At 72.5% G+C, this 11,955-nt stretch carries 13 protein-coding genes; 11 read left to right on the top strand and 2 right to left on the bottom strand.

Going from position 1 to position 11,955, the window contains the following annotated elements; translation table 11 throughout:
• The first annotated feature begins 4 nt into the window (after positions 1–4).
• The 3 genes from JOF43_RS05755 to JOF43_RS05765 all read left to right on the top strand — a co-directional run bounded on the left by JOF43_RS05755 (position 5) and on the right by JOF43_RS05765 (position 3,317).
• Entirely contained in the window at positions 5–1,138 is a 1,134-nt protein-coding gene (locus tag JOF43_RS05755) for a cysteine desulfurase family protein (protein WP_209900175.1), read from the top strand.
• 80 nt (positions 1,139–1,218) lie between these two features.
• Positions 1,219–2,064, top strand: coding sequence for a nucleotidyltransferase family protein (locus JOF43_RS05760; protein ID WP_342592092.1), 846 nt, complete (start codon positions 1,219–1,221; stop codon positions 2,062–2,064).
• A complete protein-coding gene (locus JOF43_RS05765) occupies positions 2,061–3,317 on the top strand; it encodes a GHMP family kinase ATP-binding protein (protein ID WP_209900177.1) in 1,257 nt (418 codons plus the stop codon). Before JOF43_RS05760 ends, JOF43_RS05765 begins: the two co-directional genes overlap by 4 nt.
• Before the next feature lie 100 nt (positions 3,318–3,417).
• On the opposite strand, the gene JOF43_RS05770 is transcribed toward JOF43_RS05765, so the two are convergent.
• On the bottom strand, positions 3,418–3,810 hold the full coding sequence (locus tag JOF43_RS05770; RefSeq protein ID WP_209900178.1) for a hypothetical protein: 393 nt from the start codon (positions 3,808–3,810) through the stop codon (positions 3,418–3,420).
• Between the two features lie 33 nt (positions 3,811–3,843).
• Between JOF43_RS05770 and JOF43_RS05775 the strand changes: the two genes are divergently transcribed.
• The 6 genes from JOF43_RS05775 to JOF43_RS05800 all read left to right on the top strand — a co-directional run bounded on the left by JOF43_RS05775 (position 3,844) and on the right by JOF43_RS05800 (position 7,805).
• Positions 3,844–4,143, top strand: coding sequence for a hypothetical protein (locus JOF43_RS05775; protein ID WP_209900180.1), 300 nt, complete (start codon positions 3,844–3,846; stop codon positions 4,141–4,143).
• Between the two features lie 48 nt (positions 4,144–4,191).
• On the top strand, positions 4,192–5,001 hold the full coding sequence (locus JOF43_RS05780; protein WP_342592093.1) for a hypothetical protein: 810 nt from the start codon (positions 4,192–4,194) through the stop codon (positions 4,999–5,001).
• A 245-nt stretch (positions 5,002–5,246) separates the two neighbouring features.
• On the top strand, positions 5,247–5,729 hold the full coding sequence (locus JOF43_RS05785; RefSeq protein ID WP_209900182.1) for a WXG100 family type VII secretion target: 483 nt from the start codon (positions 5,247–5,249) through the stop codon (positions 5,727–5,729).
• An 81-nt stretch (positions 5,730–5,810) separates the two neighbouring features.
• Positions 5,811–6,707 (top strand): aminodeoxychorismate lyase, encoded by an 897-nt coding sequence (locus JOF43_RS05790; protein ID WP_209900184.1) that lies wholly within the window; start codon positions 5,811–5,813, stop codon positions 6,705–6,707.
• 106 nt (positions 6,708–6,813) lie between these two features.
• Positions 6,814–7,341 (top strand): PTS sugar transporter subunit IIA, encoded by a 528-nt coding sequence (locus tag JOF43_RS05795; RefSeq protein WP_209900186.1) that lies wholly within the window; start codon positions 6,814–6,816, stop codon positions 7,339–7,341.
• Entirely contained in the window at positions 7,338–7,805 is a 468-nt protein-coding gene (locus JOF43_RS05800; protein WP_209900188.1) for an NUDIX domain-containing protein, read from the top strand. Before JOF43_RS05795 ends, JOF43_RS05800 begins: the two co-directional genes overlap by 4 nt.
• A gap of 37 nt (positions 7,806–7,842) precedes the next feature.
• On the opposite strand, the gene JOF43_RS05805 is transcribed toward JOF43_RS05800, so the two are convergent.
• On the bottom strand, positions 7,843–8,859 hold the full coding sequence (locus JOF43_RS05805) for a zinc-dependent alcohol dehydrogenase (protein WP_209900190.1): 1,017 nt from the start codon (positions 8,857–8,859) through the stop codon (positions 7,843–7,845).
• 120 nt (positions 8,860–8,979) lie between these two features.
• On the opposite strand from JOF43_RS05805, the gene JOF43_RS05810 reads away from it, so the two are divergent.
• Both JOF43_RS05810 and JOF43_RS05815 read left to right on the top strand, forming a co-directional pair.
• Positions 8,980–10,692, top strand: a complete 1,713-nt coding sequence (locus tag JOF43_RS05810; RefSeq protein WP_209900192.1) for an IlvD/Edd family dehydratase — start codon at positions 8,980–8,982, stop codon at positions 10,690–10,692.
• 299 nt (positions 10,693–10,991) lie between these two features.
• Positions 10,992–11,840, top strand: a complete 849-nt coding sequence (locus JOF43_RS05815) for an aldo/keto reductase (protein WP_209900194.1) — start codon at positions 10,992–10,994, stop codon at positions 11,838–11,840.
• The last annotated feature ends 115 nt before the right edge of the window (positions 11,841–11,955 follow it).

The following is an 11,955-nucleotide window of genomic DNA, read 5'->3' on the forward strand; positions in this document are numbered from 1 at the left end:
AGCGATGCTCTACCTCGACACCGCCGCCACCACGCCGGTGCGCCGGGAGGCCCTCGAAGCCGCCTGGCCCTATCTCACCGGCACCTTCGGGAACCCCTCCAGCCATCACGCCGTGGGGGAAGCCGCCGCTGCGGGCCTCGACGATGCCCGACGACGGGCCGCCGCCGTGCTCGGCGTGCGCCGCAGCGATCTCGTGTTCACCGCCGGCGGCACCGAGGCCGCGAACCTCGCGCTCAAGGGCCTGGCGCTCGCGACGCCGCGCGGGAAACACCTGGTCACCGCCGCCACCGAGCATGAGGCCGTGCTGGAGACCGTCGCTTTCCTCGAGCGCGTCCACGGTTTCGAGGTCTCCTACGTCGATGTCGCCCCCGACGGGACCGTCACCCCCGCGGCCCTGCGCAGGGCGCTGCGCGAGGACACCACCCTGGTCTCCCTCGCCCTGGCCAACAACGAGATCGGCACGATCACCGACCTCCGGTCGCTGGCCGGCATCGCCCACGAGGCCGGCGCGCTGATCCACACGGACGCGGTCCAGGCCGCCGGATGGGTGGATCTGCGCGGACTCGACGTCGACGCACTGACGCTCTCGGGCCACAAGCTCGGCGCCCCCAAGGGGATCGGTCTCGCCGCGATCCGCGGCCGGCTTCCGCTCGAACCGCTGATCCACGGCGGCGGGCAGGAGAACGCCCGGCGCTCCGGCACCGAGAACGTCGCCTTCGCCGTCGCGCTCGCCGTCGCGCTCGAGCTCGCCGACGCCGAGCGGGAACAGAAGGTGGCCCGCCTGGCCCCTCTGCGCGACGGGTTCGTGGATCGCGTGCTCCGCGCTCGGGAGGGCGTGCTGCTGACCGGTGCGGACGGCCGCCGCGCAGGGGCACGACTGCCCGGCCACGCCTCCTTCTGCGTGCCCGGCCGCAGCGGCGAATCGATCCTGCTGGATCTCGCCGAGCGCGGCGTGATCGCCTCCAGCGGCTCGGCCTGCGCCGCCGGCAGCGACGAACCTTCCCACGTGCTCACGGCTCTGGGCATCCCCCGCGAGGTCGCCCAGACCGCAGTGCGCTTCACCCTGCCCGCGGACCTCGCCCCCGAGCAGATCGACGCGGTCGGGGACGCGGTCGACGAGGTCCTCGCCCGGACATGACGGGGCGACCTGCACGGCTCCCGTGCTCGCGGACGTGAAACGTTACGGGCCGTCGGCCGCGGCCCCCGTACACTCTCAGCGTGACTGAGCAGACCGCCACGCCCCCCGCCGACTCCACCGCCGTCACCCGCGCCGTGATCCTCGCCCGCGGGCTGGGCACCCGCATGCGCGCGGCCGACGAGAACGCACCGCTCGACGAGAAGCAGTCCGCCGTCGCCGCGAGCGGGGTCAAGGCCCTCATCGACGTCGGCCGGCCCTTCCTGGACTACGTCATCTCCGTGCTGGCCGACGTCGGCGTCACCGAGGTGTGCCTGGTCATCGGCCCCGAGCACGAGGCGCTGCGCGACTACGCCGCCGCCACCAGCGGGAGCCGCGTCACGGTCACCACCGCCGTGCAGGTCGAGCCGCGCGGCACCGGTGACGCCGTCGCCGCCGCCCGCGACTTCGTCGGCTCCGAGCGGGTGATCGTGCTGAACTCGGACAACTACTATCCGCGCGAGGCGCTCGCCGCACTCGTCACCGCCCCCGGCAGCGCCCTGGTCGGCTTCGACCGCGCGGGGCTGCTGGCCGGATCCAGCATCCCTGCCGAGCGGATCCGTGCCTTCGCCCTGGTCGCCGCCGATGAGCAGGGCCGTCTGCGCGACATCGTCGAGAAACCCGATCCGGCCACCCTCGCCGCCTACGGCCAGGACGCCCCGGTGTCGATGAACGCCTGGCTGTTCACCCCCGCGATCTTCGACGCCTGCGCCCGCATCGAACCCTCCGTGCGCGGAGAGCTGGAGATCATCGACGCCGTCCGGCTCCTGGTCGCCGACGGGGAGGACGTCACCGTCGTCCCCGTCTCCGCGCCGGTGCTGGACATGTCCTCCCGTGGGGACGTCGCCGCCGTGCAGGAGGCCCTCGCCGGGGTCGAGGTGCGCCTGTGAGCGGGGCCCTCGAGGAGCTCGCCGCCGGAGTGCCCGGGGACATCTCCCGCTGGTTCGTGCCCGGCCGCCTCGAGGTGCTGGGCAAGCACACCGACTATGCGGGCGGACGCTCCCTCCTGGCCGCCGTCGACACCGGCCACACCCTCACCGCCAGGCCCCGTGATGACCGGGTGCTGCAGGTCAGCTCCGAGGGAGCCGACGGGACTGTCATCTTCGACCTGGACCGGGCGGGCGAGGCCAGCACCGACGAGCCCGACGGACACTGGGGCGGGTACGTGCGCACCGTCGCCGCCCGCCTGGAGAAGAACTTCCCCGGGCAGCTGCGCGGGGCCGAGGTCACCGTCACCTCGACCCTGCCGCTGGCGGCCGGGATGTCCAGCTCCTCGGCGCTGGTCGTCGGCCTGGCGCTGGTCCTCCTCGACCTCTCCGGCCTCGCCACCGACCCCGCCTTCACGCGTGAGATCACCACCGCCGAGCAGCTCGGCGAGTACTTCGGGACCCTCGAGAACGGGCAGAGCTTCGGCTCCCTCGCGGGCGAGCGCGGCGTGGGCACCTTCGGAGGCAGCGAGGACCACACCGCGGTGCTGTGCGGCGTGCCCGATGCGCTCGTGCAGTACTCCTTCTGCCCTGTGCGCCATGAGCGCACCCTCGAGCTCGACCCGGCGCTCGTGCTCGTGGTCGCCGTCAGCGGGGTCGAGGCCGCGAAGACCGGCGCCGCCCGCGACGCCTATAACCGCGTCTCCCTCGCGGTCACCGAGCTGGTGCTGCGCTGGCAGGAGGAGACCGGGCGCCCAGACGCGACCCTGGCCGACGCGGTCGCCAGCGGTCCCGCCGCCGTGACGCGGCTGCGCGCCCTCGCCGCCGACGACGAGTACCTGAGCGGGCGCCTCAAGCAGTTCCTCGCCGAGTCCGAGCGGATCATCCCCGCCGCATCGGTCGCGCTCGAGGAGGGTGACCTGGAGGAGTTCGGGCGCCTGGTCGACGAGTCCCAGGCCGGCGCCGAGGACGGGCTGCGCAACCAGGTCCCCGAGACGATCACCCTGCAGCGCCTGGCGCGGGAGCACGGCGCCCACGCCGCGAGCGCCTTCGGAGCCGGCTTCGGCGGCAGCGTCTGGGCCCTGGTGCCGGCCGACGGGGCCGAGGACTTCGCCGCCCGCTGGCTGGAGGCCTACCGCGCCGCCCACCCCGAGCGCATCGGAGCGACCACCGCCATCACGAGACCGGGGGGCGGCGCCCGACGCGTGCGGGCCTGAGACGCGGTGCGTGGACGCCACGGCGCGCGGACACTGTGCCAGGCGGTTCCCTCGGGCCCCGTTCCCACCCTGCTGGCTCGCACCCAGAACGTGTCGGGTCTCAGCCCCGTCGGGCCCGGAACTCCCGCCAGTACCGCCGGCGCCGCCTCACCACCTCCCTTGCCCAGCGCGGATAGAGGAACAGCGGCATCGGGATCACCGCGGCCAGGAAGTACAGCACCGGGATCAGCAGCACGATCAGCACGACGAACGCGAGGGCCCTCAGCACCGGGAGGTCCTGGAGGAGGATGATCGCTGCGACGTCGAGCAGGGCGAGTCCCACCGCGGGCGTGCCGAGGACCACGATCCGCTCCAGCATCCAGTTCTCGGCGGGCGGCGGATCGATCCAGTGACGGGCCGCGGGTGATCCGCCACGTCGGGACCAGGCGCAGTAGGCCAACAACAGGAGCCCGACGACGACGAGGACCAGGGGCAGGAGGGCTCCAGACGACACGAGATGATTGTCGCAGGCACGTGACGTCGTGCGGTGGCCGTGCCGCTCGACGCTCTGGAGGGGCAGCCCGACGTACGACGGCTGCTCACAGAGGCCGGATACCCGGCCGATGAGGAAAGCTCCTGGCAGGTCTCCCAGTCGCACGCGAACCGGATCGCCACGGACGGGGAGGCGTCCGAGAACCTTGCCGTGTACCTGAGGGTCTCCACGCAGTATTTCGTGGTGGTCGAACGGGAGGATGGCATCGATCTGGTGCCCGTTCCCTCGATCACGGCGTGGGAATCGATGCTCCAGGTGCTTCCGGGAGCGCACGAGATCGGGCGGCCGAGCTGAGACGAGGGGCTGCGGGATCGAGGTCGGGCACTGTGTCACGATGAGGTCGTGAGCACGCCCATGAACTCCTCCCTGCCCTGGCCCACCGAGGCCCCCGCGATCCCGCTGCTGTCCGTACGAAAGGTCCTGGACCGCATCGCCTCCCTGGCCCGCACCCACGAGCAGGACGTCACGCTCATCCCCGGCCTCGCCGTGGCGGAGGAGGAGCCCGCCGCCGACCCGCCCCCTGCCCTCGAGCAGGCGCTCGACGAGCTCGGGGGCATCGAACTGTGCGGCAACCCGGTGCTGGACCTGCTGGTCGAGAACCGCACCGACGTCGGCCCCTACACCCTGCTGGGGCCGGCGACGACCTTCTACCCGTTGTTCGAGACCCCTGAAGCGGCTGCGATCCTCACGATCGACGACGACGGTGCGCCCGGCGTGGTCTACGGCATCGGTGAGGACCTCGCCCTGCAGCTGGCCGCCCCGGATCTGCCCGCCTATCTCGAGCGCTTCGCCGACGCCCTGGAGGCGAGCCTGGCCACACTGGACGAGAGCACCGCGGAGGGAGGGGCCCGCAGCGAGCTCGCCGAGCAGCTCATGGACCAGCACCTGTTCGCGGCGTTCCTCGGGGACGCCGAGGAGGAGCGGGAGGGGCGCTCGGGCACCGGCGACGCCGGCCCCACGATCGATCTGCAGGACCCGACCGCCTCAGGCCTCCGCGACCTTCCCGAGGGCACCCTCGCCGTGGCGGACCTGCGGGAGGCACCGCTCGGCGCCCGCGTGGACCTGATCGACGCCGAGGTGCCCGGGGACCCGCTGGATCTCCGCATTGCCTGGCGGGAACGCGGACGCGTCGTGGCGCTGCTGACCGCCTGAAGCGTCGCGGCTGGGCCTGCCCCGCCGGAGCAGGCGAGTTCTGCTCGCCCCACGACCGATGTCGCTTGGCATATCGGTCGTGCGGCGGGCAGAACTGGCTCACGCGAGGGTTACGGGCGCCCGGCCGCCGTGCTCTCCGCGCCGTGCATGGGTAGTCCTCCCCATGGCAGGGCGCGCGCCGCCCCATTACGGTGAGATCGTCACAGGGGAGAACGGGTGCGAGGACGAGGGGAGCACGGCGGCCGATGAGCGGGTTCTGGGGCGCGGACACCGAGGCGCTGCGGTCGATGGGATCCGTCTACGTCCGCCGTGCGGAGGTGCTGGCGGACCTCGAATCGCGCCTGACCTCCTCCATCTCGACCATGGAGTGGACCGGGGAGGACGCCGAGACCTTCCGGGCCGACTGGGCAGGCAAGGTGCGGCCCGGCCTGCAGGACTGCTATGTGGAGCTGCGTCAGGGCGCGCGCCGTCTGATCAGCCATGCCGACGAGCAGGAGGCGACCTCCAGCCCGGACGGGCCGGGCGGAACCGCGGCCGGAGCCGGTACCGGCGAGTTCCTGCGCCACCTCTCGAGCGTGACCGACTCCCTGCTGCGCGATCTCCTCGGCGGGGACACCTCGGGCCTGCCTGGCGGAGGCGAGGCGGAGCTCGACGACATCCTCTCCTCGGGAGGGACCGGGCCCTCCCCGAACGCCGCCTTGATCGGCGCGGACATCGGCTTCTCCTGAGCCGTCCGGCCTGTGGCCCGCGGGTCTACCCTGGAGGCGCGACCACCTCGTCCTCGAGTCACCACGACCAGGAGCAACACCATGACCTCGTCCCTCCCGGACACCCCCGCACCGGTTCTCCTCCTCGTCCCCGGGGCGGCGGGGGCCCCGAGCGACGGCACCGCCCCCTTCCATCTCGCCGACCCCACGGCGCCGCAGCTGAAGGTGACCGACCTGGTCGTCACCCGCGGCGACGGCATCTTCGAGACCGTCGGCGTCTTCGACGGCACGCCCGTCAACGTCGGCCCCCACCTGGACCGCCTGGCCCGCAGCGCCTTCCTGCTGGAGCTGCCCGCACCGCACCGCGAGACCCTGGTCGCCGCGATCGACGCCGCGATCGAGGCCCACACGGACGTGGCCGAGCTCAGCGTGCGCATCATGTACACCCGCGGCCTCGAGGGCGCCGGTGCCCCCACCTGCTGGATCCATGCCCGGACCGCGGACGACTGGACCGCGTACCGCTCCGGCATCCGCGTGGTCACCCTGGACCGGGGCCTGTCCACCACCGTCCCCGAGACCAGCCCCTGGCTGCTGCCCGGCGCGAAGACCCTCAGCTACGCGGTCAACATGGCCGCCGGGCGCGAGGCCAAGCGTCGGGGAGCCGCCGACTGCCTCTTCGTCGCGACCGACGGCTACGTGCTCGAAGGGCCGACGTCCACGCTGCTCGTGCGCCAGGGCGACACCTTCACCACCACCCCGGTCAGCGCCGGCGTCCTGCCTGGCACCTGCGTGAACACGCTGTTCGCGGACCTGCAGCGAGCAGGCCACCAGGTGCGTGAGCACCTGATGACGGTCGCGGACGTCGCCGGGTCCGACGGTGCCTGGCTTTTGTCCTCGACCCGCCTGGCCGCCCCGATCTCCCAGCTCGACGACACCGATCTGCCCGTGGACCTCGAGCTCACGAAGCGCTTCGAGGCGCTGCTGACCGGGAAGGCCTGACCCCCGTCGCACCCCGCCCGCGGCAGCTTTCGGGGGCGAGTTTTCCCCTCACGCCCGGTCGGTGCCGGTTCGGGTGTCAGAATGTGGCAGCGACCAGGGAGGCCCGATGAGTTCTGAGCAGCGACCGCACGACGATGCCCACGGCGAGGGCGCAGGTGAGCCCGTACCCCTCACCCTCACGGTCGTCGTCGCTCAGCTCGACGTGACCGACGCCGACGAGGCATTGCGCGCCCTGTCCGGTCTTCTGCTCGATGCCGAGGCGGTGACGGTCGACTTCCCGGAGGCGCTGCGCAGCCGCGAGCAGCGCTACCCGACGGGCCTGCCCACGCCGATCCCGACCGCGATCCCGCACGCCGATCCCCAGCACGTGCTGACTCCCGGCCTGGCGTTGGCGACCCTGGCCCGGCCCGTGGCCTTCGGGGAGATGGGCGGGACCGGCAGCACCGTCGACGCCCGCCTGGTGGTGATGCCTCTGCTCACCGATGCCGGTCAGCACCTCGCCGCCCTGCAGCGCCTGATGGGTCTGCTGCGCGACGGGGCAGCCGTCACCGATCTGCTGGAGGCGACCGACGAGGAGACCCTTCGCGAGCGCGCCGGGATCCGCCTGCGCGGCGCGGGGGAGGGGGCGGCGTGAGGACTCCGAGAGTGGCGGTGAAGGCGCTCGTCGTGCGCGCCGGTCACGTGCTCATGAACCACATCGTCGACCCCGACGGCTCCGACGTGTTCGCGCCGCCCGGCGGTGGCCAGGAACACGGTGAGGACCAGGTCGCGGCGCTGATCCGCGAGTGCCGGGAGGAGATCGGTGCCGGGGTCGAGGTCTTCCAGGTGGCCTGCCTGTACGAGGTGCTCACCGAGCAGCGGATGGTCGACGGCGCGCAGACCCCGCCGTTCCACCAGGTCAACATCGCGTACTGGTGCGACCTCGCCGAGGGTGAGGAGCCGGGCGAGGGCACCGCGCCCGATCCCGGGCAGGTGGGCACGGCGTGGCTGCCGTTGGACGGGCTCGGGGAGTACCGCCTCCATCCCGTCGGCCTTGCGCGCTGGCTCGAGTCCGATCCCAGCAGCCGCCCCCTCTCGCTGGGGGTCTGCACCGACTGAGCACGGTGGCGATGTACCCGGGGCGCCTTGGCGCGGGTCAGGTCAGGCGCGGGTCGATGTGGATCTTGGGCGCGGCCGACGCGCGACGTGGGCGGGTGCCGCTGAGTACGCCCGCCACCTCCTCCAGGGAGATGGTCGCCGCGATCAGCGGGCGCGGGCCGACGGCGCCGGAGGCGTAGGCCGCGATGGTCTCCTCGAGGGCGGGGGAGGCGCTGAGCACGCCGACGACGGTGAGATCCCCGAGGACGACGTCACGGGTGTCGATCCGACTGGGCTCGTCGGCCAGTCCGATCAGCACCACGCGACCTCCCGGCTCGACGCGGGAGAGCGCCCAGGGCGGGAGCTCGGCGGAGGTCGCCGCGTCGATGAGCGCGTCCAGCGGCAGGTCGGGCAGCGTGGACTGCTCCCAGACGTGCTCGAACCCGAGCGAGCGGGCGAACTCCGAGCCCGGCCCGGGCAGGCCCAGCAGGTGCACCTCCGCGCCGGCCGCGCGGGCGAACAGGGCGCACAGCAGCCCGATCGTTCCCGGGCCCATGATCAGCACCCGGTCACCGGGGGAGAGGTCCGCGCCCTGAACCGCGCGCAGCGCATTGCCGCCGGGTTCGACGAGCGCGCCGAGAGCAGGATCGAGGGCGTCAGGCAGGTGGTGCAGGCTGGCGGCGGGGACCGTGAGCTGCTGCGCCAGCGCCCCGTGGCGGCCGCCACGGATCCCGACCTCCTGGCGCTCCCCGCACACGTGCTGATGCCCGCGGAGGCAGCGTCGGCAGGTCCCGCATCCGAGCATGGTGTCGCCCATGACCCGTCGGCCCCTCCATCCGGGATCCGCGCCCTCGCCCACGTGGCTGACGGTGCCCATCCACTCGTGCCCGATGCGCATCGGATACTGGGCGTGGCCGGAGCGGAGGTAGGCCATGCGCCCGGTGTGGAACTCGAGATCGGTGCCGCAGATGCCCACCCGCTGCACGTCGACCACCACCTCGCCGGGTGCGGCCGAGGGCGGGGCGATGTCCTGCACCCCGGCCTCCCCGGGTGCGGTGATCACGAGGGCACGCATGGCGGCAGCTCCTCTCGGCGCGTGTCTCACCTGCGGACTCGTCGATCCACGTGACGCGGGTTGACGTAGCATGCAGGCGTTCCACAGGGTAGACCGCCGTCTCGGGAAACGGAATCAGCGATGGAGCTCCGCAGCAGCCAGTGGTACGCGGGCGAGGACCGCAACGCCTACATCCACCGCGCCTGGATGCGCCGCGGTGTGCCCGACGACGCCTTCCGGGGCCGGCCCCAGATCGCGATCGCGAACACGGCCAGCGACCTCACCCCCTGCAATGCCCACCTCACCTCCGTGGCCCAGTTCGTGAAGAACGGGATCCTCGAGGCCGGCGGCGTCCCCCAGGAGCTGCCCGTGGTCTCCCTCGGCGAGAGCAACGTGCGCCCCACGGCGATGCTCTGGCGGAACATGGCCGCGATGAGCACCGAGGAGATGCTGCGCGCCAACCCCGTCGACGGCGTGGTGCTGCTCGGCGGCTGCGACAAGACCATCCCCTCCCTGCTCATGGCCGCTGCCAGCGTCGACATCCCCGCCGTGGTGATCCCGGGCGGTCCGATGCTCAACGGCACCTTCCGCGGGCAGCCGCTGGGCTGCGGCACCGGGGTGTGGAAGCTCAGCGAGGAGGTGCGCGCCGGCACCCTCTCCCCGGAGGACTTCACCCGCTCCGAATCCGCGATGATCCGCAGCGCCGGCCACTGCAACACCATGGGCACCGCCTCGACCATGGCGCTGGTCGCCGAGGCGCTGGGCACCATCGTCCCGGGGATCGCCGGCACCCCCGCAGCGGACGCCCGGCTCAGCGAGGCCGCTCAGCTCACGGGACGGTTGGCGGTGGACCTGGTGACGGAGGGCCGCACCCCGTCGACCTTCCTGACCAAGGGGTCCTTCCACAACGCGATCGTGGCGCTCGCCGCGATCGGGGGCTCCACCAACGCCGTCGTGCACCTGCTCGCGATCGCCGGCCGCCTCGGCATCGACCTCAGCGTCGAGGACTTCGACCGCATCGGCTCCCACGTGCCGCTGCTGGTGGACCTCCAGCCGGCGGGCCGGCACCACATGGAGGACCTCTTCCGTGCCGGCGGACTGCTCGCCGTGCTGCGCGAGGTGGAGGACCTGCTGGACCCCGAGGCGCTCACCATCACGGGTAGGCCGCTCGTGGACCATCTCGAGGGCGCCGAGATCTTCGACCGCGAGGTCATCTCCTCCCGGCAGACCCCGGTGCAGGACGACGCCGGCATCGCGCTGCTGCGCGGCAACCTCGCACCGGACGGCGCCATCATCAAGCCCGCTGCCGCCTCCCCGGAGCTGCTCCAGCACCGCGGGCGGGCACTGGTGTTCGACAGCATCGAGGACTTCCGTGCCCGGATCGACGACCCCGACCTCGAGGTCGACGCGAGCACGGTGATGATCCTGCGCGGCTGCGGCCCCAAGGGCTACCCGGGCATGCCCGAGGTCTCCAACCTGCCGCTGCCCACCAAGCTGCTCGAGCAGGGTGTGCGGGACATGGTGCGCATCTGCGACGGGCGCATGTCCGGCACCGCCTACGGCACCGTGGTGCTGCACGTCGCGCCCGAGGCCGCCGCCGGCGGGCCGCTCGGGCTCGTGCGCACGGGGGACCGGGTCGTGCTGGACGTGGCCGGGCGCCGCCTCGACGTGGAGCTGAGCGACGCCGAGCTCGCCGCACGCGAGCCGTCGGCCGCGATGACCGAGGCGCTCGCGAACCCGCAGCGCGGCTGGGAGCGGCTCTACGTCGACCATGTCCAGCAGGCCGATACCGGCGCCGACCTCGACTTCCTCGTCGGGGCGAGCGGCTCCGAGGTAGGACGCGAGTCGCACTGAGCGCCCGGCGACGCGGTGGCGTGGCTGCCCCTGGGCATTCCTCGCGACGTCGGGGCGCTCACCGTGCCGCCCCCGCGGCGTCGGCCACCGAGTTCTGCGGCCGCACGAGCGATGTGGGCCGCCGCACCGGTCGTGTCGGTGCATCACTGGGCCCGGCTCGGCCTCGCGCCGAGCGCGGGCCCGAGCAGGCAGAGATGTCCACATGGGAGAACATCCTGGCCACAGGCGGGGAGGAAAGCGTTAGCCTGGCCCCGTAGTCCGTTCGCGGCGCACTGCCGTACCCCGACCCGAGGAGCATCATGCCCGCCTCTCCGTCCATCACCTTCCACGACGGCCGTTCCATCCCGCAGCTCGGCTACGGCGTGTGGCAGGTCGAGAACGCTGTCGCCTCCGACGTCGTCGTCCAGGCCCTCGAGGCGGGCTACCGCCATATCGACACCGCCCGCGGCTACAACAACGAGGCCGGCGTCGGCGCGGCGCTGAAGACCGCGGGACTGACTCGCGACGACGTGTTCGTGACCTCCAAGGTCCCCAACCAGGACCAGGGCCGCGACAAGACGCTCGCCTCCTTCGACGGCACCATGGCCGATCTCGGCCTCGACGAGCTCGACCTCTACCTGATCCACTGGCCGGCACCGGAGAAGGGCCTGGCCGTGGAGACCTGGAAGACCCTCGTCGAGCTGCAGGAGCAGGGGCGTATCCGCTCGATCGGCGTCTCCAACTTCCGCATCGAGGACCTCGAGAAGGTCGAGGCCGAGACCGGCGTGCGGCCAGTGCTCAACCAGATCGAGCTCCACCCCTACTTCAACCAGCCCGAGCTGCGTGAGTTCCACGCCTCCAAGAACATCCTCACCGAGTCCTGGTCACCGCTGGGCCAGGGTGGCGGCGAACTCTCCGACCCGGTCATCCAGGCCATCGCGGACGCCCACGGCGCCTCGACCGCGCAGGTCGTCATCGCCTGGAACCTCGCGCTGGGCAACGTGGTGATCCCCAAGTCCGTGACGCCCGAGCGCATCGTGTCGAACTTCGCCTCCCTCGAGGTCGAGCTGACCGACGACGAGGTCTCGCAGATCACCGCTCTGCAGAAGGGCGAGGAGGGCCGGCAGGGGCTGCACCCGGGCGCCTTCGCGGGGCACCAGGGGGCCTGACCCGGTACGACCTGTCGAAGGGTCTGACGCACGACAGAGGGGCTCGAGTCCCTCAGGGCCGTGCGAAGGGCCCGACACACGCCATCGCGCGCTGTGCTTCCACCGCTGGAAGCGC

Source organism: Brachybacterium sacelli (genome assembly GCF_017876545.1).
Taxonomy (GTDB): domain Bacteria; phylum Actinomycetota; class Actinomycetes; order Actinomycetales; family Dermabacteraceae; genus Brachybacterium; species Brachybacterium sacelli.